This is a genomic window from Kitasatospora sp. NPDC101108 (assembly GCF_055584725.1).
The window spans coordinates 472,245-495,682 of the sequence record NZ_JBVJLM010000002.1 but is presented as its reverse complement, the minus strand read 5'-3'; the positions used below and the strand labels follow the sequence as shown (position 1 = coordinate 495,682).

The window sequence follows — 23,438 nt, the reverse complement described above, 5'->3', positions numbered from 1 at the left end:
CCTCCTGATCCGTCCGGGCCGCGTCGCCCGGGGCCGGCGGAGCGGACGGACGTCCTGGTTCCACCGGGGTGCCCATTGTGCGGCGGTGGTGCCCCCCGCTTGAATGGTCGACGGGCACCGCAACCGCGTTTCGAGCTGTTGTTCGCGAGGCGTTCGGTCGATCCGCTTTACGAACGAAAAGTGGCGGGAAATCCGCTGTTCACCACCGCTCCGGGGAGCCGCCATGGACGCCGTCGACCGCCGCCTGCTGGCCGAGCTGCAGGCCGACGCCAGGCTCTCGTACAACGAACTCTCCCGCCGGGTGAGCCTGTCCGCACCCGCGGTGGCCGAACGGGTCCGGCGCCTGGAGGCGGACGGGGTGATCAGCGGTTACCACGCCCACGTCGACCCCACCCGGGCCGGGCTGCCGATCACCGCGCTGGTCCAGGTCCAGTGCTACGGCCCGCGCTGCGTGCTGCGCGACCCCGACGTGGCGACCTGGCCGGAGGTGCTCCAGCTGCACCGGGTCACCGGCGGCGCCTGCTGCGTGCTGCTGGTCGCGGTGGCCACGATGGCCGAGTTCGAGGCGCTCTGCGACCGGCTCGGCGGGTACGGCCCGCCGGCCAGCTCGATGATCCTCTCCAGCCCGGTGCCCTGGCGGCCGCTGCTGCCGAACTGACGGCTTCCGCCGACCGCCCGCCGGCTGGCCTTGACGCGGACGTCAAGGAGTAGGTTCCCCGTCATGCCGAACGAGCGCCACATCCTGCTGCTGCCCGGGAGCCTGCGGGCCGGTTCCTCGAACGAGGCCGTGCTGCGCACCGCCGCCGCGGTCGCCGACGACCTGCCGGGCGTCCGGACCACCTACTACGCCGGGCTGGCCGAGCTGCCGCACTTCAACCCGGACCACGACACCGACCCGCTGCCGGAGCCGGTGGCCGGGCTGCGGGCGGCGATCGGGGCGGCCGACGCGCTGCTGTTCTGCACCCCCGAGTACGCCGGGACGCTGCCGGGCGCGTTCAAGAACCTGCTGGACTGGACGGTCGGCGGGGTCGAGATCTCGGACAAGCGCGCCGCCTGGATCAACTGCGCCGCCCCGGGCCGGGGGCAGGGCGCCGAGGCCACCCTGGGCACCGTCCTCGGCTACACCGGGGCGGCCGTGCTGGCCGAGGCCTGCGTCCGGATCCCGCTGGAGCGCGGCGCGGTCGGCGCGGACGGGCTGGTCGCCGACCCGCTGGTGCGCGGGCGGATCGCCGAGGTGCTGGCCCGCCTGGCGGCGGCCTGACGTTCCCGGGGGCTCAGTGCGCCAAGGGCACGGGCGCCCCGAGCCCGGCCAGGCCCTCCAGGAAGAGCTCCACGCCGACGGCCGCCAGCAGCAGCCCGAGCAGCCGGGACAGCACCTCCAGCGAGGTGCTGTGGGTGCGCCGCATCAGCGGCGCGAGCACGGCCACGCAGAGGTAGTTGAGCACCACCACGCCCACGTAGGCGCCGGAGATCGCGGCCTTCCAGGTCCAGTCGTCGCGGTTGAGCGAGGCCACCAGGACGGCGCTGATCGCGAGCGGGCTGGCGATGTACGGCAGCAGCAGTTCGCGGATGCCGTCGGCCAGCGGGTTCGTCAGGTGCTCGTTGTCGTCGCCGTCGGCGCCGAGGTGGATGCCGAGGACCAGCGCGACCGCGTAGACGAAGAAGATCGCTCCGCCGGCGAGCCGCAGCGACTGGTCGCTGATGTGGAACAGGGTGGTGACCTCGTCGGCCCCGAAGCCGAGCACCAGGCCGATCAGCGCCGAGATCACCGTGCTCCACGCCGCCAGCCGCCGCAGCTCCCGGTCGCTGCGGGTGCGGGACAGCCGGGCGAAGGCCAGCAGGGTCTTCGGCGGGCCGACCACGGCGAAGAAGGTGATGAAGGCACTGCTCAGGTTGAAGACGAACATGGGCCCAGCATGGCCGCGGTGGCCGGGACGACCGGTCCGCCACGCCCCGCTGTCGGGCGTGGCGTTGATCCCCGGTCCGCCCGTTATTCCCGGCCGTCGCTGCATTCGCCCGGATGGCGGTCCCGGGTCGAACGGGTGGGCGCTCTCGGGTGCCATGGAGGTACGTACGTCCACACCTTGGCGGTACGACCACTCCGTGGCGGAAACGAGGATGCGACATGTGCCTGAACCGTAAGGACCTGGGCCTGCTGGCCCTGCGCAGCGCGGTCGGCGGAGTGCTGATCGCGCACGGCACCCAGAAGCTGTTCGGCTGGTTCGGCGGTGGCGGCCTGGAGGCCACCACCCAGGCGATGGACCACATGGGCTTCCACCCGGCCCGGGAGAGCGCGATCGCGGCGGGCGTCGGCGAGGCGGGCGGCGGCGCGCTGCTGGTGGCCGGGCTGGCCACCCCGGCGGCCGGCGCGGTGGTGGCCGGGACGATGGCGGGCGCGGTGGCGGTGCACGCCCCGGCGGGCTTCTTCGCGATGTCCGGCGGCTACGAGTACCCGGCCTTCCTCGGCGCGGCCGGTCTGGCGATCGGCCTGGCCGGCCCGGGGCGGTACTCGCTGGACCATCTGACCGGGCACGCCTTCGACCGGTCGTGGGTCGGCCTGCTGAGCTTCGTGGCGAGCGCGGCGGGCGCGTACGGCGTGGTGGCGCGACGCCGCCACCTGGTGCGGCTGCGCGAGGAGCGGGCGGCGGTCGAGGCGGAACAGCAGGAGGGCTCAGGGCTGTCCTGACCGACGTCCCACGGTCGCGTCACCCGGAGGCAGCACCCCTGCTGGCGGCGGCTCCCGAGCCTTCGGAGGGTTTGCAGGGAAGGCGTCGGGCAGCCCGGCGCCGACCAGAATCGAGGACCCCATGGACCGCCAGCCGCTCACCCGCGCCACCCCGGCCCCGCGCGTCACCCGACGCCAGGACCCACCGGAGAGCCGTCGACCATCCCTGGTCGCCGGGGCACTGGTGGTGGCCGTCGTCGGCGCGTCGGTGCTGGTGGGCTGCTCGTCGTCGGGCAAGAGTGCGAGCAGTTCGGCCTCCTCGGCGCTGAGTGTCGCCGCCTCCGCCGGCTCCGCGCTGGCCTCGGCGGCGAGCCAGGCGGGCTCGGCGCTCGCCTCGGCGGAGGCCCGGGCCTCGGAGGCGGTCTCCGCCGCCTCCTCGGCGGTCGCCGGCATCAAGGGCGGCCTGGACGCGAAGGGGGACGTGACGGTCGGGGCGGTGACCACCGGGACGGACGGCAAGACGCTGGCGCAACTGACCGTCACCAACCACGGCGAGCAGTCCTACCGGTACGTGATCCAGGTGAACTTCACCGACGGGAACGGCAAGGTGCTGGACGCGACCGCGACGACCGTCCAGGACCTGGCCGCGGGCCAGAGCGTCCAGGCCACCGCGCGAAGCCACCTGACCCTCTCGGGCACGGTCAAGGCGGAGGTCGCCAACGCCGTCCGCTACTGAAGCCGCGCAGCTCGGGCCGGGTGCCGGGCGGGTGTGGCGGCGGGCGCGCAACCTTAAGCGGGTCTCAAGGGCCAACGGCACCCCTTGACGGGGGAGTTGGTCTAGTCCATTTTGTTGCCCAGGTGCAGGGAGCCCCTGAACCGGCGTCACCGGCCTCGTGCCGGGGGCGCCGGTTCGGCACATCCCGGTGTCCGTCAGTGTCCCTCCAGGCCTGCCCGCTCGATCCCCACCCCTGATCTGTCATGTCCCGGTCGTCCGGCCCCATCCCGGACGTGCGACCCCACCGGGCGACGGAACCCCCACACCCAGGAGTCACGCACCCATGCTGCGCTCACGCATTGAAAGGGCCGGGACCCCGGCTCCGGACGGGCCCCGCCGGCGCCGCCCGAAGAGCCTGGCCGCCGTCGCGGCCGGCACCGCCGCCTCCCTGCTGCTCGGCGCGGGCCTCGCGCTGTCCGGCGGCGGTGCGGCCAACGCCGCGACCACCAACTCCACCGGCGCGCCCGCCACCAGCGGTGGCCTCAAGGTCGCCTACTACGACCAGTGGTCGATCTACGCGAACGCGTACTACCCGAAGACGATCCAGGACACCGGCGTCGCCGGGAAGCTGGACTACCTGATCTACGACTTCGCCAACATCTCCCCGACCGACCTGGGCTGTTTCGAGGCGACCAAGGCCGCCGACACCAACGACAACAACCCCAACGCCGGTGACGGCGCGGCCGACGCGTTCGCCGACTACCAGAAGAGCTTCGGCGCGGACATCTCGGTGGACGGCGTCGGCGACGTCTGGAACCAGCCGATCGCGGGCAACTTCAACCAGCTGAAGAAGCTGAAGGCGAAGAACCCCAACCTCAAGGTCCTGCTCTCGCTGGGTGGTTGGACCTACTCCAAGTACTTCTCGTCGGCGGCCGCCTCGGACGCCTCGCGCAAGCACCTGGTGTCGTCCTGCATCGACATGTTCATCAAGGGCAACCTGCCGTCCGACGCGGGCTACGGCGGCCCGGGCAGCGGCGCCGGCATCTTCGACGGCATCGACATCGACTGGGAGTACCCGGGCGGCGGGGGCCACACCGGCAACATCTCCAGCCCGGCCGACAAGCAGAACTTCACCCTGCTGCTCAAGGAGTTCCGCAGCCAGCTGGACGCCCAGGGCAAGGCCGACAACAAGACCTACGCCCTGTCGGCGGCGGTCGGGGCCGGCCAGGACAAGATCATGAACGTCGAGACCGACAAGATCGGTCAGTACCTGACGTTCATGGACGTCATGACCTACGACATGCACGGCGGTTGGGACCCGCAGGGTCCGACCAACCACCAGGCGCCGCTGTACTCCGGCCCGAACGACCCGTCGTCCCCGGCCAAGCCGGGCAACGGCAAGTACTCGATCGACAACGCCGTCAAGGCGTGGACGGTCGGCGACGCGCAGTACGGCATCCCCGGCGGCTTCCCGGCCAACAAGATCAACATGGGTGTGCCGTTCTACTACCGCGGCTGGACCGGCGTCCAGAACAACGGCAGGAACGGCCTCTTCCAGCCCGCCACCGCCCCGGCGACCGGCGCCGCGATGTCCGGCAACGTCGCGGGCATCCAGATGTACAAGGAGCTGGCCGGCTTCGTCGACAACCCGTCCAAGACCTTCTGGGACGACGACGCCAAGGCGACCTACTTCTACGACGGCAACACCTTCTGGAGCGGTGAGGACGCCCGGTCCATCCAGGCCAAGCTGGACTACGCGCACTGCAACGGCCTCGGCGGCTCCTTCGCCTTCTCGCTGTACGACCTGGGCACCAACACCACGCTGTTCGACAAGATGGTGAACGCCACCAACGGCTCCGCGGCCGGCTGCCCGGCCCCGCCGACCGGCACCCCGACGCCGACCCAGACCCCGACCGGCACGCCCACCGGGACGCCGACGGGCACCCCGACCGGCACGCCCACCGGGACCCCGACCGGCACCCCGACCTCGCCGGCCACCTGCTCGGCCGCGCCGAGCTGGGACCCGAACACCACCTACGCGGCCGGCGGCACCAAGGTCTCGTGGAAGGGCCACTACTACACCAACAAGTGGTGGACCAAGGGCGAGGACCCGTCCCAGAGCGGCCAGTGGGGCGTGTGGGCCGACAACGGTCCCTGCTGAGCGGCTGACCGCACCGGGGCCTGACGGACCCCGCGGCACCTGAACGCGCACGGGTCCGGCCCGCCGGGGGAGCACCCCCAGCGGGCCGGACCCGTGCGTTCCGTCGTCCCCGGCCGCCAGGGCGTCCCGGACGCGCCCGGCCCGGGCGTCCCGGACGCGCCCTACGGCGCCAGGTCGGCCGTGCGCCCGAGGGCGTCCGGCTGGCTCTCCTCGATCCGCCGCAGCATCCGGGCCAGCAGGCCGGACAGCGCGGCGCGCTCCTCGCCCGCGAGGTCCTGCAGCAGCTCCTCCTCGAACACCGCTGCCATCCGCATCGACTCCAGCCACTTGTCGCGGCCGTTCTCGGTCAGCTCGATGATCACCCGCACCCGGTTCGACTCGTCCCGCTCCCGGGTCACCAGGCCGTCGGCCAGCATCCGGTCGATCCGGTGGGTCATCGCGGCCGGGGTGAGCCCCAGCCGCTTGGCCAGCTCGCCCGGCCCCAGCCGGTACGGGCTGCCGCTCACCACCAGCGCCTTGAGCACCTCCCACTCGGCGGAGGTGATTCCGAGCACAGTCAGCTGCCGGTCGTACGCCACGCCCATCCGCCGGGAGACCCGGTTGAGGGTCTGCACGATCGTCTCGACCTGTGGGTCGACGGTGGGGAACTCCCGCTGGTACAGGGCCACTTGCTCGGCGATGCCGAACTCCAGCGGGGTGGCCCGCGGAGGCTTGTCGGCAGCCGGCGCCGGCTTGTCCGTAGTCATGCGGACCAGTGTCGCACGGGCCTGCACTCCTTAAGCCTTTGACTCCGCACTCTTCCGGTGCTAAGACTTTATATCGTCAGAGTTTAGGTCTGAAATCTTCTGGGCTCAAGAGTTCCAGTCGAAACCAGGAAGGGATGTGCACGGTGACCGGCACGGTGAAGCAGCAGAGGCAGCAGCGGCGTGGAGCGGGCGGCCCGCTGCGCCGCGTCCAGATCGGCAACGCGCTCAGTGCGTTCGGCAGCGGGTTCACGATGCCGTACATGTTCGTGTACGTGGACCAGGTGCGCGGGCTGGGTTCGTTGGCGGCCGGGATGGTGTTCACCGTCTTCGCGCTGGCGGCGCTCGCCGTCCTCCCGTTCACCGGGCGCGGCATCGACCGCTACGGTCCCCGTCCGGTGCTGCTGGCGGGCGCGGGCCTGGCCGCCACCGGCGCGTTCGCCTTCGGCCACGCCTCCGGCACGCCGGCCCTGCTGGTCTCCTCGTTCCTGTTCGGCGCGGGTGTCACCACCTGCCAGCCGGCGCTCGCCACGATGATCGTCCGCTGCTCGACGGCGGCGACCCGCTCGCACGCCTTCGCGCTGCAGTTCACCCTGGTCAACCTGGGCATGGGCATCGGCGCGCTGGTCGGCGGGCAGATCGTCGACGTCGCCGACCCGGCCAGCCTCACCCGGCTGTTCACCATCGAGGCGGCCACCTTCCTCGGCCTGGCCCTGGTCACCGGCACCGCTCGGATACCGAAGGCCCACCTGAGCGTCGTCCAGGAGAAGAACGGCGGCCCGACCGGCCTGCGCGCCCTGTTCGCCGACAAGGCGATGGTGCGGCTCAGCATCCTCGCCGGGCTGATCTTCTTCACCTGCTACGGCCAGTTCGAGTCCGGTGTCGCGGCCTTCGCCACCGACACCGTCGGCACCGCGCCGTCCACCCTGGGCTTCGCGATCGGCGCCAACGCGGTGACCATCGTGGTGCTGCAGATGTTCATGGTGCGGATCACCGCGCGCCGCCGCCGCACCACCGCGATGGCCGCGGCCGGCGTGGTCTGGCTCGGCGCCTGGGCGATGGCCCTGGTGGCCGGCCTGATCCGGACCGAGACCATGGCCGCCACGGTCGCGATCGTCTCGATCTACGCGCTGTTCGGCGTCGGTGAGTCGCTGCTGGCACCCACCATGGGCCCGATCGTCGCGGACCTCGCCCCGGCCCGGCTGCTCGGCACCTACAACGCCGGGTACGCCCTGGTGAAGCAGATCGCGATCGCGGTCGGCCCGGCCGTCGGCGTGCTGCTGGTCGGCTCCGGCACCTGGCCGCTCTACCTCGCGGCCATGGCGGGCTCGACCCTGCTGATCGTCCTGCTGGCGGTGCGGCTGCGCCCGTACCTCTCGGCGGAGCAGGACAACGCGGCCCCGGCCGTGGTCCGGACCCCGGCCCCGGTCCGGGAGCTGCAGACCGCCGCGTGACGGCACTCGCAACGGTGTTCGCGACGGGCGCCGACCAGGTCACCTGGTCGGCGCCCGTCGCGCTTGGCTTCCCCGGGCACCGCCACATAGTGTCAGTGGCTGTTGACCGCCCGGCCCGGCCCGGGCAGCGGACCCGGGCCCGGCACCCTCCGCGGGCCCCGCAGACAGGCGAATCGGCGAGGCTATGACGCAAGCGGCGCTCACGCACCCCCCGGCGGCCCCGGCCACCGCCGAACCGGACCCGGCCCCGGCCCCGCGCGGGCTGCTGCGCCGGGCCGCCGACCACTCCGGCTGGCTCGGCCCGATCGGCATCGCGATCTTCGCCGGCCTGCTGCGGTTCTGGCACCTCGGGTACCCCAACGCCTTCGTCTTCGACGAGACGTACTACCCCAAGGACGCCTGGTCCCTGCTCCAGCAGGGCTACGAGGGCACCTGGCCCGACCACGCCAACACCGACATCCTGGCCGTCCCCCAGTCCGTCCCGCTCGGTTCGGCGCCCGAGTTCATCGCCCACCCGCCGCTCGGCAAATGGGTGATGACGATCGGTGAGCAGCTGTTCGGACTGCACCCGTTCGGCTGGCGGTTCATGACCGCCCTGCTCGGCACCGTCACCGTGCTGATGCTGGCCCGGATCGGCCGCCGGCTCTTCGGCTCCACGCTGGTCGGCTGCACCGCCGCCCTGCTGATGTCCGTCGACGGCCTCCAGCTGGTGATGAGCCGGGTCGGCCTGCTCGACGGCATCCAGATGTTCTTCGTGCTCGCCTCCTTCGGCGCCCTGCTGATCGACCGCGACCACGTCCGCGCCCGGCTGGCCCTCGCCGTCGACGCCGGCGAGGACGGCGACACGGTGCGGCTCGGGCTGCGCCCCTGGCGGATCGCCGCCGGGGTGCTCATCGGCGCCGCCTGCGCGGTCAAGTGGAACGGCGCCCCGATCCTCGCCGCCTTCGGCGTTCTGACCGTGCTGTGGGACCAGTCCGGCCGCCGCGGCGCCGGCGCCCGCCACCCCTGGCGGTCGATGCTGCGCCGGGACGCCGTACCCGCCTTCCTCGCCATGGTCGGCTCCGCCGTGGTGGTGTACGTCGGCTCCTGGAGCGGCTGGCTGGCCAGCGGCGCGAACGGCGACGGCGGCTACGACCGGCACTGGGCGGACGGCCGGGCCGGGCTCTCCCCGGACCACGTCCTCGGCATCCCGCTGCCGCAGGTCCCGATGAGCTGGGTGCCGGCGGCGCTGCGCAGCCTGTGGCACTACCACTCGCAGATGTACGACTTCAACACCGGTCTGAGCACCCCGCACACCTACCAGTCCAACCCCTTCGCCTGGCTGGTCGACGGCCGCCCGGTCTCGATGTACTGGGAGCAGATCCCGACCGGGACGCGCGGCTGCACCTCCTCCGGCGGCTGCGCGGCGCAGATCCTGGGCCTCGGCACCCCGTTCCTGTGGTGGGCGGCCTGCTTCGCGCTGGTCTACCTGCTGTGGCGCTGGTTCTTCCGCCGGGACTGGCGCTCGGGCGCCGTGCTGTGCGCGGTGGCCGGGATCTACCTGCCCTGGTTCCAGTACCAGGAACGGACGATCTTCTCCTTCTACATGGTCGTGCTGGTGCCCTTCCTGTGCCTGGCCGTCGCCCAGATGCTCGGCGCGATCCTCGGCCCGGCGGGGTGCAGCCCGGAGCGCCGCCGGTACGGGGCGATCGGGGCCGGGCTGATCGTGCTCGCGATCGTCGGCTGCTTCGCCTTCTTCTATCCGCTGTACACGGCGCAGGTCATCCCGATGTCCTCCTGGCAGGACCGGATGTGGTTCACCAGCTGGATCTGAGGCCGGTGCCCCCGGCGGCGTCCGGTACTCTGGAGCGCGTTGAAGGGGAGTAGCCCTCCACCGGACCGTCGACATACTGGCCCCCACGGGCCCGGCGCCCGGGGCACCGCTCGGTTGGCGGCTGCCGGCGAGACCTTCGGCCGCAGTGCTGTGACCGTTTCCAGTGCTGTCGGGCCGAGGCGTCCCCTGACGGACCTGCGGAGGCCGGGCAGCCCGACCGAGGGATTTCCTCCGATGAGTCTGACCATTGCCGCGTTGACGTTCGGCATCATCTTCCTGGCGGAGCTGCCGGACAAGACCGCGCTGGCCAGCCTGGTGCTCGGCACCAAGTACCGGGCGAGCTACGTCTTCGCGGGCGTCGCCGCCGCCATGCTGGTCCAGGTGGTGCTGGCGCTGGTCGCCGGACACCTGCTCTCGCTGCTGCCGCACCGCTGGGTGGAGGGCATCACCGGCACGCTGTTCCTGGTCGGCGCGGCGATGCTGCTGTTCCACGGCGGCGAGGACGAGGACGAGCACGCGGCCAAGGAGCCGTCCTCGAACCGCTTCTGGAAGGTGGCCGGGACCAGTTTCGCGGTCGTCGCGGTCGCCGAGTTCGGTGACCTGACCCAGATCATGACCGCCAACCTGGCCGCCAAGTACGACGATCCGCTGGCCGTCGGCCTCGGCTCCTGGCTGGCGCTGTGCGCGGTCGGCGGGATCGCCATCGTGGGCGGGCAGAAGCTGCTCAAGCACGTGCCGATGAAGCTGATCATCCGGGTGGCGGCGGCGATCATGGTGGTGCTCGCCGGGGTCAGCATCTTCGGGGCGATCACCGGCTGACGGCGGCGGTCCCGCCCTGCAGCGCGGTGCTCAGCAGCCGGGGTCGGCGGTGAGCACGGCCTGGGTCCTGGGGCCGTAGACGCCGTTCTCGCCCTTGATGCGGTTCTCGCGCTGGTACTGCTGCAGCGCCGTCCGGGTCCAGTCGTCGAAGGTGCCGGTGACGATCGACCTGTCGACGAATCCGCATTCGGCGTTGACCAACTGCTGCTGCATCGCCCGGACGTCCGGCCCGCTCATCCCGAGCTGGAGCAGCCGCGGGGTCGGGGTCGGGGTCGGCGTCGGGGTGGGCGTGGGCGTGGGCGTCGGGCTGGGCGTCGGCGTCGGGGTGGGGGTCGGCGCCGCCGAGTGGGTCGGGGTGGGGGTGGGCGTCCTGGTCGGTGTGGGTCTGGCCGTCCTGGTCGGGGTGGGGCTCGGCGCCTCGGTGGTCGGCGCCGGGGCGCCGGTCGTCGGAGCGGCCAGGGTCGGCGGATCCACCGGGGCGGGCGCGAGCGTGGTGACGGGCACCGGCTCCGCCTGGCGGGTCGGCCCGGAGGAGGGCGTCACGGCGTACGCGAGGCCCACGGTCAGTGCCAGCAGGCCGGCACCGACGCCCGCGATCAGCGCCTTGCGCCCGGCGAACGGGCTCCGCTCCGTCTGTTCGGCGGCCCGCCGGGCGGCCCGTCCACCGGCGGAAGCCGGGTCGGGCTCGGCGGCTCCGTTGCCGAACGGGAAGTAGCCGAGGTCGTCCCCGGCGCCGAGCTGGACGGGCGGCTGCGGCTGGACCGCTGGGAGCACGGCGGTGGCACCGGCGGCGTACGCGTCCGGCGCCGGGCCGGGGACGGGCGGCAGCACGGTCGTCGCGTAGGCGTCCGCGTCCGGCCCCAGCGGGGGCGGGCCCGACTGCACCGGCTGGCCCTGCTGGCCCGACTGCACCGGCGGCAGGACCGTGGTCGCGAACGGGTCGGTGGTCGGAGGGGCCTCGTCCACGACCTGCCCGGGCGCCTGCGGCACGTACGGGCGCACCAGCGGCGGGCCCTCCAGGTGGGGGAGGACCGCGGTCTCGTCGAGGCTCCGGTCGTCGAGGCTCCGGTCGGGGAGGCAGCCGCACCCGGTGGAGCGGGCGGTGCCGCACGTCGGGCAGTGCTGGTCCGGCATCGGCCGGTCCTCCTCGGTTCTCGGGTCTCGCGATCGGGCCTGATTATGCAGGACGTCCCGGAGGGTGGACAGGGGCGTCCGGCCCCCGGCGGGGGTGTTGTGCCGGTTGGTGGTGGTTGGGCCCCGGGGAAACCGCCGGAACGCGCGCGGCGGGCCCGTTGCTTACGTTCGGCTCAACCGAGCGGCGCAAACCAGGACACATCTGCCAGCATGGGGAACTGGGAGTGATCATCCACCGGGCGTCCGGTCGTCCGGCCCCGCAACCCCGCGACCCCACGGAGACGCCATGACGGACCCTCCCCCAACCTCCGGCCGGGGGGAACCCGATGCCGCGTCCGGGCGGACCCCGGCGCCCGAGCCCGGCCCGCCCGAGGTCCCCGTCCCCAACCTCTGGGTACCGATCGGCGCCCTGCTGCTGGCGATGCTGCTCGCCGCCCTCGACCAGACCATCGTCTCCACCGCGCTGCCCACCATCGTCAGCGACCTCGGCGGCCTGGAGCACCTGTCCTGGGTGGTCACCGCCTATCTGCTGGCCTCCACCGCCGCCACCCCGCTGTGGGGCAAGCTCGGCGACATGTACGGCCGGAAGCGGTTCTTCCAGGCCTCCATCGTGATCTTCCTGATCGGCTCGGTGCTCTGCGGACTCGCCGAGAACATGGGCGAGCTGATCGCCTTCCGGGCGCTCCAGGGCCTGGGCGGCGGCGGCCTGATGGTGCTCTCCCAGGCGATCGTCGGCGACCTCGTCGCGCCCCGGGACCGCGGCAAGTACCAGGGCGTCTTCGGCGCCGTCTTCGGTGTGACCAGCGTGCTCGGACCGCTGCTCGGCGGCCTGTTCGTCGACCACCTCAGCTGGCGCTGGGTCTTCTACGTCAACCTGCCGATCGGCGTGGTCGCCCTGGTGGTGATCGCCGCGGTGCTGCACGGACTGGAGGTCCGGCGCGAGCACCGGATCGACTACCTGGGCACCGTGCTGATCGCCTCGGTCGCCACCTGCCTGGTGCTGATGACCTCGCTCGGCGGCACCACCTGGGCCTGGGACTCCTGGCAGGTCGCCGGCCTCGGAGTGCTCGGGGTGGCGCTGCTGCTCGCCTTCGTCCAGGTGGAACGGACGGCCGTCGAACCCGTGCTGCCGCTGCGGCTGTTCCGTTCGCAGACCTTCAGCCTGGTCGCGGCGATCTCCTTCGTGGTCGGTTTCGCGATGTTCGGCGCGCTCACCTACCTGCCGACCTTCCTCCAGGTCGTCCAGCAGGTCTCGCCCACCATGTCCGGCATCCACATGCTGCCGATGGTGCTCGGGATGCTGCTCACCTCGATCGGCTCCGGTCAGATCGTCGCCCGCACCGGCCGCTACCGGGTCTTCCCGATCGCCGGGACGGCCGTGACCACCATCGGACTGGTGCTGCTCTCCCGGCTGGACGAGCACAGCGGCACGGCCGAGATGAGCCTCTACTTCCTGGTCTTCGGCCTCGGGCTGGGCCTGGTGATGCAGGTGCTGGTGCTGATCGTGCAGAACTCGGTCGGCTACCAGGACCTCGGCGTGGCCACCGCCGGCGCCACCTTCTTCCGTTCCATCGGCGCCTCCTTCGGCGTGTCCATCTTCGGGACTCTCTTCGCCAGCGGCCTGCGCTCCCGGCTCGCCGACGCCCTGGCCGGGCAGCCGCTGCCGCCGGGCTTCCAGGCCGACCGGATCGGCGCCGACCCCCGGCTGATCACCCAGCTGCCCGCCGCCGCCCAGGCCGGGGTCCACCACGCCTACGCCGAGTCGATCACCCGGGTGTTCCTGTACGCGGTGCCCGTCACGCTGGTCGCCTTCGTGCTGTCACTGTTCCTGCGGGAGCAGAAGCTGCGCTCCACCGTGACCGCGCCCGACCTGAGCGAGTCCATCGGGATCAATCCGGTCGAGCGCTCCTCCCTGGACGAGATCGCCCGCGCGCTGTCCGTACTGAGCACCCGCGAAGCCCGCCGCGACCTGTTCCGGCGGATCACCGCCACCGCCGGACTCGACCTGCGGCCCGCCTCCAGCTGGCTGCTCCTCCAGATGCACCACCACGGCTCGGTGGAGCCCGCCGAACTCGCCGAGCAGCGGATCGTCCCGATCGCGGTCGTCGAGGAGGCCGTCCGAGAGGTGGAGAGCCGGGGCCTCGCCGCCCGCACCGGCGGACTGCCGCTGCGCCTCACCGAGCCGGGCCATGAGGCCGCGCTGCGCCTGGTCGACGCCCGGCGCACCCAGCTGGCGGAACTGCTCGGCGACTGGGACGAGCAGCAGTACGACGACCTCGCCGAACTCCTCACCCGGCTCAGCGCCGCCCTCTGCGCCGACCGGCGCGACCGCCCCGACCCGCCCGCCGGCCCCCAGCCGCCCTACCACGGTGAGGGGCGGTCGTTCTAGGGCAGTCGGGCGATCGCCGGGGCGTCGACGGTCGCCGGGTCGGCAGTGAGCCCGGCCGCCTGCCCGGCCGGGTAGAACCGGCTGTGCCGGTCGCCGAGGGCGGCCACGGCGGTGCGGATCGCGGCGTAGGTGTCGGCCGGGGTGCGGGCCGCGGCCGCCTGGGCGAAGGCCTGGCCGCGGACCGTCGGCCAGTTCACCTTCGCGGCGTTCAGGGAGTGCCGCTGGATCAGGCCCAGCGTCTCGGACAGGTAGCTGCGGGCCTCCGGCGACATCCGTCCCGAGTCCGAGCCGGTCGACGGGCAAGCCGCCGAGGAGCGCAGCGCGAGCAGCAGAACGCCGGCCGCCGCGACGGCCGTACGTGCTCTCATCCGCCTTCCTCCGGTGATCCGCGCCGGCCCTGATCTTTGCTCACGGACCGCCGAACCAGCGAGGGGTGTCGAGCCGGAACGGGTCTCCGGGGGCGAGCTGCCGCAGGCCGTCCTCGATCCGGCGGAGCTGCTCCTCGCCGAGGGCCTCCGACCACTCCGCGCGCAGCTCGTCGAAGATCCGCGCCGAGCGGACCAGGCAGTCCACCCCCCGCTCGGTGAGCCGGACCACCTTGCGGCGGGCGTCGGCCGGGTCGCTGCCGCGCTCGACGTAGCCGAGCTGCTCCAGGTTCTCGACGGTCTTGCCCGCCGCCTGCTTGGAGACGCCGAGCCGACGGCCGAGCTCGACGGCGGTGGTGCCCTGCGGGCCGATGGCCTGGAAGACGAAGCCGTGCATCGGCCGCAGGTCGGGATGCCCCTCGCGGGCGATGCGCTCGTGCAGCTCGTCGATGATCGTCCGGAAGGCGAGCAGCAGGCGCAGCGGCAGCTCGAAGCCGGGCGGGGCGGGTTCGCTTGACACGATAGACAACCTCATTGACCATATAGACAACGTCATTGTCCATCTTAGGGGGTTCCTCCGCCATGCCCGTGATCCGTTCCGCCGACGCCCGCCGCACCGAGACCCCGAACGCCGTGATGACCACCCACGCCTCGCCCACCCAGGGCTCGGCCGCCCTCGCCCAGTGGCGCGTCGAGATGCCCGCCGACCGGCGGGGCCCGCTGCACGCGATGGACACCGAGCAGATCTGGACCTTCCTCACCGGCTCGGCGGAGGTCGACCTGGCCGGGGACACCGTCACGATCGCCGCCGGCGACACCCTCGTCCTCCCCGCCGACACCCCGCGCCGGATCGCCACCGCCGAAGGCTTCACCGCCGTCGTCGCCTCACCCTCCCCGTCCCACGCCTACAACCCCGACGCCCGCACCCCCGACGGCGCCTGCGCCCTCGCCCCGCGCGACGCCGAACGCGTCCTCCCGGCGTGGATCGCCTGAGCCGCGGCGCGTGAGGTGTAGCAGACTGCTCGTGAGCAACCGAGCCGACGGCCGTACGGGCCCCGGCGGATCAGTGAGGAGCGGCATGTCCGTCGTCAAGATCAACGTACTGACGGTGCCCGCCGAGCAGCGCGAGGTGCTGGAGCAGCGCTTCGCCTCGCGGGCCGGCGCGGTGGAGAACTCCGACGGCTTCGAGTGGTTCGAGCTGCTGCGCCCGGTCGAGGGGACCGACCAGTACCTGGTCTACACCCGGTGGCGCAGCGAGGAGGACTTCAAGGCCTGGATGGAGGGCCCGATGAAGGCGGCGCACCAGGGTGGCGGCGAGGGCGGCGAGGCGCCGAAGCGGCCGGCCGCGTCCGGGTCGACGCTGTGGTCCTTCGAGGTCGTCCAGTCGGCCGGTCCCAAGAACGCCTAAGTCACTGCCACTGCTCTCCCTTTCGTGCTTCGGGCCCTTCCCCTGACGGGGCGGGGCCCGAAGTGTTTCTCAGCTGCCCGCGATGATCGAGAGGTGCGCGGCGGCAGACTTGGACAGGCTCTCCAGAACGGCCTTGCCCTTCTCAGCGGTTCCGAGCGACGGGCGGCCGATGACGCCGTTCTGGGTGTAGCCGGCCATGCCCAGGGGTGAGGAGGTGGGGGCGCTCGGGGGCGGAGTGGTCGTCCTGGTCGATGCCTTCGCGGATGAGCTCCGGAGCGCCGTGGAGGAGGAGCGACACCTCCAGTTCGCCGCCGTGCATGTCCTCAGCACCTGGGCTCTGCAGGGCGGCGGCTTCGCGGGCTCGGTGCCAGTCCTCGCGGACGGGGAAGAGGGCGACGCGCGGGCCGTCGGTGTTGGCCTCCTGGACGACGTTCGAGAGGACGTAGGTGCCGCCGTGGCCGTTCACGATCAACAGGGCGGGGATGCCGGAGGCCTGGAGGGATTTCCGGATGTCGTTGATCACGGCGTAGAGCGTGGCGGCGCTGATGCTGACGGTGCCCGGCATGTGGGCGTGCTCGTGCGAGCAGGAGAGCGTGATGGGCGGTAGGAGGACCAGGTCGTAGTCGGTGGCGATTCGTTGGGCGATCAGGCTGGCGACGATGGTGTCGGTGGTCAGGGGCAGGTGATCGCCGTGCTGCTCGAAGCTGCCGACCGGCAGTACGGCGATCTTGGCGCCGTGCCGGCGTTCGTTGCGGAGGTGGCGGCCATGAGCAGTTGAGTATTCGTACTCAGGCGCGATCACTCGGCTCCTGGTTCGATCGACTCCGAACGGAGCAGTCGATCCCACACGTACCGGATGTGACGAGTGAGCGGTAAGAGCGACGACGCGCTGAAGGTGGACACCAACGGCCTGAAGAAGGTCGGAAAGCAGTGCCACGACATCGCGGAGCAGATGCCGGCCGAGTTGGCCCGGGTGCATAAGCCCTCGGATGAGGCCGCGGCGGGTCTGAGCGGTTGGCTCTCCGGCGCCGCGATCACGGCGTGCACGGAGGCGTGGGAGAAGGGGCAGCGCCAACTCGCCAAGGACATCGGTGACAACGGCAACAACATGATCACCGCGGCGGACGGCTATGACGGCGTGGACGAGGCCGTGCACAAGAGCCTGGTCTACGGGGGCCGGTAGATGGACCTGTACCAGCTGGAAAACGCGCAGCCCTCGCATCTGGCCGCTCTCGCCACCGCCTACGACTCCCTCGGGAAGGCCAACCACGCCCATTTCGAGGCGGTGAAGGAGACCTCCCGCTGGGTCGGCACCAACTGGTCGGGGACCGCCGGGAAGGCCGCGAGCAGCAAGCTGAAGCAGACGAACAACTCGCTGGACGGCTCGTACGTGGCGATGCAATGGAGTCCCACGGTCGGGCGATCGTCTCCTACGGCAATCCGGACACCGCCGACAACGTGTCGGCGTACGTGCCAGGTCTGAACACCATGCTCGACGGGCACTTCGTCAACAACGACGTCCAACGTGCGCGCAACATCTACGACGCGGCCACCCAGAACGACCCCACGAAGAAGAACGCGTCCATCGTCTGGCTCGACTACGACGCGCCCCAGATCAACGTCAACGGCAACGACCCCACAAACGACCTCAAGGTCACGGGGACCGACAACGCGAAGGAGGGCGGCAAGGCGTACAACGCGTTCATGCAGAGCCTGCGCGCCACGCACGAGGGCGCGGTACCCGCCCATGTCACGACGGTGGCGCACAGCTACGGGTCCCTGACCGTCGGCGAGGCGTCCAAGCATCCTGGAGGCCTGTACTCCGACGACGTGGTGATCATCGGAAGCCCGGGGATGGACCTCCACAAGGCCTCCGACCTCGGTGTCCAGGACGGACACGTCTTCGCGGCCGCGGCCAAGAACGACAGGGTGGCGCAGCTCCCCGACCTGACCCCCGACCCCAACACGCTGTGGTTCGGCACGGATCCGGCCAGTGGAGAGTTCGGGGCGAAGCGGTTCGGCGCTCCGGACGGGCCGGACAAGGGGTGGTGGGGAGCCGCGGGGGGTGACATCCCGGCGCACTCCCTCTACTTCGACGCCCGCGAGGTGGAGGCGTACAACCCGGACGGTACTAAGACCTCGGTGATTGTCCGCCACCCCGACGGGACGATCGAACCGAACGAGTCCCTGCAGGCCATCGCCCAGGTCGTGAGCGGTCACGGCGACCGTGTCGTGACGGTGCCGCCCCGATGAGCGGGGAGGGCGGTGTGCGCCGCGGGTGCCTGCGGCTGCTGGGGGTGGGTGTGCTGGTGGTGGCGGGGTTCGTCGCCTGGCTTGCGTACGGCTGGTGGGACGTACGTCAACCCGCGGACATGCCGATGCGCGAGGGGGTGACGAAGCTCGACCGAATGCTGGAAGCAACCACTGCTGGCGTCGAACCGCCTGTCCGGATGGCCTATGGCTCGATCGAGGGCAAACAGTACGACACAGGGCTCAACGACGAAGTCGACAAGCATCACATCAATGAGACCGGCCAGATCGTGACCCGGATCTCCCCCTCCAAGGCCGTCGAGTTGTCGGACAAGGTCGAGGCCCGATGGAAGCACCTCGGCTACCGGACAACTCGTTCCACCGAGGGAGCGTCCACTGCCAAGGCCACGACTGGGGACGGCAGCGAGATCCAGCTGGACATCTCGTCGGACGGGCGCGCAACCCTGCGCGTCAGCCTTGGCCCGTATGTGCATCTCTCCCCGTTCAGCCGCCCAAGTGGAGCCCCTGACGGATCGACCACCGAAGCGGTGACGCTGACCGAGGACCCGTACTGGTCACACTGATCCGGCAGGACGATGCTGCCGCTGACGGTCGCCGGCGGAGCTGGCCAGCAGAAGCGGGCGGCGGTGTGGGTGACGTGGCGAGCCAGCCGTGTGGCTTACTTCACGGTCTCTCGGACGAGTTCAGCGCGGATGGCGTGACCTGGGCCGCATCGATGGATGTCACGCTTCGGCAGGTCTGCTGAGCAGGCAACTGCCCGGACCTGCAACCAGGCTCGTGCCGACCTGAAGCGCAACACTCGCCCAGTACAGTGCCCTCCCCGGATCTGCCGGGGAGGGCACTGTGCGTGTCGGGACGGTGTTACCTTCGTCGGAGTCGTCCACCTTCGAGTTGCCCTTCTCGGCCGGGCCGAGCGACGGGCGGCCGATGATGCCGTTCTGCGTGTAGCCGGCCATGCCCAGGGTGAGGAGGTGGGGACGCTCCGGGGCGTCGTGGTCGTCGCCCTCGATGCCGTCGCGGACGAGGGGGGAGCGCCGTGGAGAAGTAGGGGCACCTCCAGTTCGCCGCCGTGCATGTCCTCGGTGCCGGTGCTCTCCAGACCGGCAGCTTCGCGGGCCTGGTGCCAGTCCTCACGGATGGGGAAGAGGGCGACCTGTGGGCCGGTGGTGTTGGCCTCCTGGACGACGTTCGAGAGGACGTAGTTCCCGCCGTGGCCGTTCACGATAAGTAGGTCGGGGACGCCGGACGCCTGGAGGGACTTCCGGATGTCGTTGATCACGGCGTAGAGCGTGGCGGCGCTGATGCTGACGGTGCCTGGCATATGGGCGTGCTCGTGGGAGCAGGACAGGGTTACGGCGACACCCTTCATTCAGCCGGGATGGGGTTGAAGCGGATCGACACCGCTGAGGGCTGGTCGGGGCCGGCCGGTGAAGCGTTCCGGAAGGCGTTCAAGGGGGGAACCCGGATAATGGCTGGAGGCCGGTGACTGCTTTCACGACGCCGCCAATGCACTGACCTCCTACCAGCACGCCCTGACCTGGGCGCAGGGGCAGGCGGCAGACGCGATCAAGCAGTGGAGCGAAGCTCAGACGGCAACAGACAAGGCCAAGACGGAGCATGAGGAAGCCGAGAAGAACGCTGGCCACTCCATACTGTTCAACGACCCCGGCGACAGCAAACGGGAAGCCGCCCGGAATACCCTCGACAACGCGCGCAGCCAGCTCAAGACGGCTGGCGACAACGCGGCCAACAGATCGCCAAAGCTCGCGACAAGGCGCCTGAGGAACCGGACTGGCTGGACGATATCGGCGACTTCTTCTCCGACGCCGGCGACTTCCTGCTGGACGTCGGCAAGACCGCTGTTGAAGACCTGGCTTCTATCGGCAACGCCATGACCCACGACCCTGGCGCGACACTTGAGGTGCTGGGGGGCATCGGACTTGCGACCCTCGGTGTCGGCGGCGAGGCGCTGGGGACGGCCCTCGACGCCACGGGTGTCCGGGGAGGTGGGTAAAACCGTGGAGCCGCCCGTCCTGGCCACCGCACGGCAGCGACGGGCCTGAGCGTCATCGCTGGCGGTGGCCGCGTCCGGGTCGACGCTGTGGTCCTTCGAGGTCGTCCAGTCGGCGGGCCCGAAGGCCTGACGGACCGTACGTCCTGTACGTCGGACGGCGTGCCCCGGGTTCCGCGAGCCCGGGGCACGCGGCGTTTCGGGCCGGGGCGGCGTGGCGGACCTCGCGCAGGCCGGGGACGGTCTCGCCGTCGGCGCGCCGGACCGGGCGGAGGCGGAGGGGCGGCGGGACGAGCAGGCGTTCGCCCGCGAGCCAGAGGAGCAGGCGGGGGCGTTCACCCGGGGGCGCCGGCCGGGCAGGTCCGCGCGGGTGAGGGCGGTGGCGCCGCTGAGCGGGCGCTGTCGGCCGTGCTGGTGCGGCGCGCCGGGTCGGGCGCTGAGCGGTCGTCCGGCTCAACCCGGCAGTTTCCAGAGCTGGTTGGGGCTGGCCTGGCAGTCCCAGATCTGGAGCCTGGTCCAGTCGGCGCTGCTGCCGTCCCGGGCGTCCAGGCAGCGGTTGGAGACGGGGTTGAGGAGGGTGCCGTCGGGGCGGGACAGCCACTGCTGGGCGCCGGTGCCGTTGCAGTCGTAGAGCTGGGCGGGTGTGCCGGCGGCGGTCCAGCCGTTGGTGACGTCGAGGCACTTGCCGAGGGCCCGTAGCGAGCCGTCCTGTTGGACGGACCAGTCCTGGGCGCCGGTGGAGTTGCAGTGGTAGAGCTGGACGGCGCTGCCGTTGACCGTCGCGGCCCGGGCGATGTCCACGCACTGTCCGGCGACGCCGGTCAGCGGGCCGCTCGGGCGGGGGGTCGACCAGTGCTGCCCGGCGCCCCCTGAGCAGTCGCGCAGCAGCAGGCGGCCGTCGGCGGCGGTGAGGCAGCGGTTGGAGGCCGGGTTCAGCAGCGAGGCGTCCGGGCCCGGCCGCCAGACCTGCTCGGTGCCCCGGGGGTCCGGGCGGCAGTCCCGCAGCAGGACGGCGGCGCCGTCGGCGGAGCCGGCCGGGGTGAGGCAGCCGCCGAGGACGCCGATGCCGCCGTCCGAGCCGACCGTGGCGTCCTGGGCCGCCGTGCCCGCGCAACTCGCCGTCAGTAAGGCCTGGTTGGGGTCGGCCGCGGCGGCCTCGGCGTCCAGGCAGGTTCCGTCGGAGCCGGTGATCCGCCCGGACCAGGTGGAGACGGCGGGGGAGGCCGGCGCATCCACCGTGCCGCGCAGCCGGGGTGCGCGGGAGGAGGAGCTGACGGTGAGGCCGTACCGGCCGCCGGGGACGCCCCAGCCGTGGACACCCTGGTCCCAGACGGCGAAGGCGGAGCGGTCCAGCGGCAGTTCCACATGGGTCGAACCGCCGGGCGCCAGCGTGACCTTGTCGAAGGCCTTGAGCTGCTGCGGCGGCTCGCCGGCCGCCGACGGGAAGGTCAGGTACAGCTGGGGCACCTCGGTGCCGGTGCGGGTGCCGCGGTTGGTGAGGTCGAAGCCGACCCGCACTCGGCCGGCCGGGTCCGGGCCGGTCACGGTGAGGCCGGCGTAGTCGAAGGTCGTGTAGGACAGGCCGTGGCCGAAGGGGAACAGCGGGGCGGTGCCGCTGGCGTCGTACCAGCGGTAGCCGGTGCCGAGCCGCTCGGTGTAGTGGTAGGCGCCGTCCGTGCCGGGGTACTGGGCCGGGTCCTGGATCGGGGTCGCGCTCGCCGAGGTCGGGAAGGTGACGGGCAGCCGCCCGCCCGGGTCGGTGTCGCCGAACAGCACGTCGGCGAGCGCGGCGCCGCTCTGCTCACCCGGGTACCAGGCCTCGACGACCGCGGGCACCGAGTCCAGCCACGGCATGGTGACCGGCCCGCCGGTGTTCAGCACCACGACGGTGTGCGGGTTGGCCCTGGCGACGGCCCGGATCAGGGCGTCGTCCGCCGGGGCGAGGTCCAGCGAGCCGCGGTCCGCGCCCTCGGTCTCCTGGTCGCCGACGACCACCACGGCGGCGTCCGCCCCGGTGGCCACCGCGGCCGCCGCGTTCGGGTCGTCGCCGAGGTGGTAGCGCACCTCGGTGGCCGAGCCGGCCCGCGCCGCGATGCCCTGGCGGGGCGTCACCGTCCGGTCGGGGTAGGGGGTGACGCGGGAGGAGCCGCCCCCGCCGGTGTAGGCGCGGTCCGCCCACGGGCCGATCACGGCGACGGACTTCAGCCGGGTGGCGTCGAGCGGGAGGGCGGAGTTCTGGTTGCGCAGCAGAACCGTTCCGGCAACGGCGGCCCGGCGGGCGTCGCGCGCGCCGGCGGCCGGGTCGGAGGCGGGCGGTTGGCCGCCGTCGAGCGCCCCCGTCCGCTCCATCAGCCGCAGCACCCGCCGGACCTGGTCGTCCAGCACGGCCGGGGCGAGCCGCCCGTCGGCCGCGGCGGCGGGCAGGTCGGCGAAGTACGTCGATCCGCCGAACTCCTGGTCCAGGCCCGCGGCCGCGGCGTTGACCGAGGAGTGGGTGGCGGGGTAGTCGGAGCCGACCACCCCGTCGAAGCCCCAGCGGCCCTTCAGCACGTCGCGCAGCAGCGGGAAGTTCTCGCACGCCCAGATGCCGTTGACCGGGTTGTAGCCGCACATCGCCGACCAGGCCCGGCCGTCCCGGACGGCCGCCCGGAAGGCGGGCAGCTCGATCTCGGCGAGGGTGCGCTCGTCCACCTCCGAGCTGTACGACTCGCGGTAGTCCTCCTGGTTGTTGGCGGCGTAGTGCTTGACCTGCGCGGCGACGCGCTGGGCCTGGATGCCGCGCACCTCGGCGGCGGCGAGCCGCCCGGCGAGGTACGGGTCCTCGCCCAGCGTCTCGAAGTCCCGTCCGCCCTGCGGGATCCGGACGATGTTCACCATCGGTGCGTACAGCACCTGGTAGCCGCGCGCCCGTGCCTCGCGGCCCAGCACGTCGCCGTAGGCGGTGGCCAGGGCCGGGTCGAAGGCGGCGGCCAGCGAGACGGGCGCGGGCAGGGCGGTCGCGGGCCGGCCGTCCCGCACCCCGGCCGGGCCGTCGGACAGCAGCAGCGGTGGGATGCCGAGCCGGGGCACGCCCGAGACGTAGCCGACGGAGTTCACGCCGGCCGGGGTGTCCAGGCCGCGCAGCAGGGTGACCTTCTCGGCGGTGGTCAGCTGCGCCAGCAGGCTCTCGACGCGCTGCTCCGACGGGCTCGGGCCGCTCCTCGGCGCGGTCGTGGCCGCCGGGACCGCCGGGGCGGCCGCGGCGTTGCCGGTCGTGGCCGCGGCCAGCAGGCAGCCGCCGAGCCCGAGCCGGAGGATTCGCATCCGCAGGGGGAGACGTCGCATGGCAACCACCACCGATCGACGGGAGTCGTACCTGGCCGGGCGGCCTGAAGAAATGACGATCCATCAAATTTACGGTGTACGGACACGGGTTGTCAGGTGGCGTGCACAGCGCGTGTCGGGCGCGTTCGGAGCGCGCTCGGCCTCCTGGGCGCCCCCGTCGAGCTGT

Annotated in this window: 24 protein-coding genes; 15 read left to right on the top strand and 9 right to left on the bottom strand. The window is 72.1% G+C overall.

All coding sequences use genetic code 11. The annotated features are described in order from the left end of the window. The first annotated feature begins 223 nt into the window (after positions 1–223). Positions 224–658 (top strand): Lrp/AsnC family transcriptional regulator, encoded by a 435-nt coding sequence (locus tag ACZ6Z8_RS07020; protein WP_465607084.1) that lies wholly within the window; start codon positions 224–226, stop codon positions 656–658. Positions 659–721: 63 nt separating this feature from the next. Then, on the top strand, positions 722–1,261 hold the full coding sequence (locus tag ACZ6Z8_RS07015) for an NADPH-dependent FMN reductase (protein WP_465607082.1): 540 nt from the start codon (positions 722–724) through the stop codon (positions 1,259–1,261). 13 nt (positions 1,262–1,274) lie between these two features. On the opposite strand, the gene ACZ6Z8_RS07010 is transcribed toward ACZ6Z8_RS07015, so the two are convergent. Further along, complete coding sequence (locus tag ACZ6Z8_RS07010) at positions 1,275–1,907, bottom strand: MarC family protein (protein ID WP_465607080.1); 633 nt, start codon at positions 1,905–1,907, stop codon at positions 1,275–1,277. Between the two features lie 218 nt (positions 1,908–2,125). On the opposite strand from ACZ6Z8_RS07010, the gene ACZ6Z8_RS07005 reads away from it, so the two are divergent. From ACZ6Z8_RS07005 to ACZ6Z8_RS06995, 3 genes are all read left to right on the top strand, one after another. Then, on the top strand, positions 2,126–2,686 hold the full coding sequence (locus ACZ6Z8_RS07005; protein WP_465607078.1) for a DoxX family protein: 561 nt from the start codon (positions 2,126–2,128) through the stop codon (positions 2,684–2,686). A gap of 121 nt (positions 2,687–2,807) precedes the next feature. Then, positions 2,808–3,401, top strand: a complete 594-nt coding sequence (locus ACZ6Z8_RS07000; protein WP_465607077.1) for an FxLYD domain-containing protein — start codon at positions 2,808–2,810, stop codon at positions 3,399–3,401. Between the two features lie 322 nt (positions 3,402–3,723). Continuing rightward, positions 3,724–5,541 carry a glycosyl hydrolase family 18 protein gene (locus ACZ6Z8_RS06995; RefSeq protein WP_465607075.1) on the top strand — a complete coding sequence of 606 codons (1,818 nt, stop codon included), beginning with the start codon at positions 3,724–3,726 and terminating at the stop codon, positions 5,539–5,541. Positions 5,542–5,702: 161 nt separating this feature from the next. Here the strand turns inward: ACZ6Z8_RS06995 and ACZ6Z8_RS06990 are convergent, their stop codons facing one another. Then, positions 5,703–6,287, bottom strand: coding sequence for a MarR family winged helix-turn-helix transcriptional regulator (locus tag ACZ6Z8_RS06990; RefSeq protein WP_465607073.1), 585 nt, complete (start codon positions 6,285–6,287; stop codon positions 5,703–5,705). A gap of 143 nt (positions 6,288–6,430) precedes the next feature. Between ACZ6Z8_RS06990 and ACZ6Z8_RS06985 the strand changes: the two genes are divergently transcribed. The 3 genes from ACZ6Z8_RS06985 (at position 6,431) to ACZ6Z8_RS06975 (ending at position 10,370) form a co-directional block, all read left to right on the top strand. Then, on the top strand, positions 6,431–7,738 hold the full coding sequence (locus ACZ6Z8_RS06985; RefSeq protein WP_465607071.1) for an MFS transporter: 1,308 nt from the start codon (positions 6,431–6,433) through the stop codon (positions 7,736–7,738). Positions 7,739–7,922: 184 nt separating this feature from the next. Beyond that, complete coding sequence (locus ACZ6Z8_RS06980; RefSeq protein WP_465607069.1) at positions 7,923–9,551, top strand: dolichyl-phosphate-mannose--protein mannosyltransferase; 1,629 nt, start codon at positions 7,923–7,925, stop codon at positions 9,549–9,551. A gap of 234 nt (positions 9,552–9,785) precedes the next feature. After that, a complete protein-coding gene (locus tag ACZ6Z8_RS06975) occupies positions 9,786–10,370 on the top strand; it encodes a TMEM165/GDT1 family protein (protein ID WP_465607067.1) in 585 nt (194 codons plus the stop codon). A gap of 30 nt (positions 10,371–10,400) precedes the next feature. On the opposite strand, the gene ACZ6Z8_RS06970 is transcribed toward ACZ6Z8_RS06975, so the two are convergent. Next, the gene (locus ACZ6Z8_RS06970) at positions 10,401–11,504 is read right to left on the bottom strand and encodes a peptidoglycan-binding domain-containing protein (RefSeq protein ID WP_465607065.1); all 1,104 of its coding nucleotides are present in this window, start codon (positions 11,502–11,504) and stop codon (positions 10,401–10,403) included. A 286-nt stretch (positions 11,505–11,790) separates the two neighbouring features. Between ACZ6Z8_RS06970 and ACZ6Z8_RS06965 the strand changes: the two genes are divergently transcribed. After that, positions 11,791–13,893 carry an MDR family MFS transporter gene (locus ACZ6Z8_RS06965; RefSeq protein ID WP_465607063.1) on the top strand — a complete coding sequence of 701 codons (2,103 nt, stop codon included), beginning with the start codon at positions 11,791–11,793 and terminating at the stop codon, positions 13,891–13,893. On the opposite strand, the gene ACZ6Z8_RS06960 is transcribed toward ACZ6Z8_RS06965, so the two are convergent. Then, positions 13,890–14,261 (bottom strand): hypothetical protein, encoded by a 372-nt coding sequence (locus tag ACZ6Z8_RS06960; RefSeq protein ID WP_465607061.1) that lies wholly within the window; start codon positions 14,259–14,261, stop codon positions 13,890–13,892. The two genes, ACZ6Z8_RS06965 and ACZ6Z8_RS06960, sit on opposite strands and share 4 nt — an antisense overlap. Positions 14,262–14,301: 40 nt before the next feature. Next, a complete protein-coding gene (locus ACZ6Z8_RS06955; protein ID WP_465607059.1) occupies positions 14,302–14,778 on the bottom strand; it encodes a MarR family winged helix-turn-helix transcriptional regulator in 477 nt (158 codons plus the stop codon). A gap of 62 nt (positions 14,779–14,840) precedes the next feature. Between ACZ6Z8_RS06955 and ACZ6Z8_RS06950 the strand changes: the two genes are divergently transcribed. Both ACZ6Z8_RS06950 and ACZ6Z8_RS06945 read left to right on the top strand, forming a co-directional pair. Next, entirely contained in the window at positions 14,841–15,251 is a 411-nt protein-coding gene (locus ACZ6Z8_RS06950) for a cupin domain-containing protein (protein ID WP_465607057.1), read from the top strand. 85 nt (positions 15,252–15,336) lie between these two features. Next, a complete protein-coding gene (locus tag ACZ6Z8_RS06945; protein ID WP_465607055.1) occupies positions 15,337–15,666 on the top strand; it encodes an antibiotic biosynthesis monooxygenase family protein in 330 nt (109 codons plus the stop codon). Positions 15,667–15,808: 142 nt separating this feature from the next. On the opposite strand, the gene ACZ6Z8_RS06940 is transcribed toward ACZ6Z8_RS06945, so the two are convergent. Continuing rightward, positions 15,809–16,468, bottom strand: a complete 660-nt coding sequence (locus tag ACZ6Z8_RS06940; RefSeq protein WP_465607053.1) for a creatininase family protein — start codon at positions 16,466–16,468, stop codon at positions 15,809–15,811. 63 nt (positions 16,469–16,531) lie between these two features. On the opposite strand from ACZ6Z8_RS06940, the gene ACZ6Z8_RS06935 reads away from it, so the two are divergent. Beyond that, on the top strand, positions 16,532–16,849 hold the full coding sequence (locus ACZ6Z8_RS06935; RefSeq protein WP_465607051.1) for a hypothetical protein: 318 nt from the start codon (positions 16,532–16,534) through the stop codon (positions 16,847–16,849). Between the two features lie 59 nt (positions 16,850–16,908). Here the strand turns inward: ACZ6Z8_RS06935 and ACZ6Z8_RS06930 are convergent, their stop codons facing one another. Continuing rightward, entirely contained in the window at positions 16,909–17,079 is a 171-nt protein-coding gene (locus tag ACZ6Z8_RS06930; protein ID WP_465607049.1) for a hypothetical protein, read from the bottom strand. Here ACZ6Z8_RS06930 and ACZ6Z8_RS06925 point away from each other — a divergent pair. Continuing rightward, positions 17,068–17,919, top strand: coding sequence for an alpha/beta hydrolase (locus ACZ6Z8_RS06925; RefSeq protein WP_465607047.1), 852 nt, complete (start codon positions 17,068–17,070; stop codon positions 17,917–17,919). The two genes, ACZ6Z8_RS06930 and ACZ6Z8_RS06925, sit on opposite strands and share 12 nt — an antisense overlap. After that, positions 17,916–18,500, top strand: a complete 585-nt coding sequence (locus ACZ6Z8_RS06920; protein WP_465607045.1) for a hypothetical protein — start codon at positions 17,916–17,918, stop codon at positions 18,498–18,500. The genes ACZ6Z8_RS06925 and ACZ6Z8_RS06920 overlap by 4 nt, the downstream gene beginning before the upstream one ends. A 95-nt stretch (positions 18,501–18,595) precedes the next feature. On the opposite strand, the gene ACZ6Z8_RS06915 is transcribed toward ACZ6Z8_RS06920, so the two are convergent. Next, entirely contained in the window at positions 18,596–19,258 is a 663-nt protein-coding gene (locus ACZ6Z8_RS06915) for a creatininase family protein (protein WP_465607497.1), read from the bottom strand. 151 nt (positions 19,259–19,409) lie between these two features. Between ACZ6Z8_RS06915 and ACZ6Z8_RS06910 the strand changes: the two genes are divergently transcribed. Further along, entirely contained in the window at positions 19,410–19,832 is a 423-nt protein-coding gene (locus tag ACZ6Z8_RS06910; protein WP_465607496.1) for a putative T7SS-secreted protein, read from the top strand. A 569-nt stretch (positions 19,833–20,401) separates the two neighbouring features. On the opposite strand, the gene ACZ6Z8_RS06905 is transcribed toward ACZ6Z8_RS06910, so the two are convergent. Further along, positions 20,402–23,272: a glycoside hydrolase family 3 C-terminal domain-containing protein gene (locus ACZ6Z8_RS06905; protein ID WP_465607043.1), complete on the bottom strand. Its 2,871-nt coding sequence runs from the start codon at positions 23,270–23,272 to the stop codon at positions 20,402–20,404. Between the last annotated feature and the right edge of the window lie 166 nt (positions 23,273–23,438).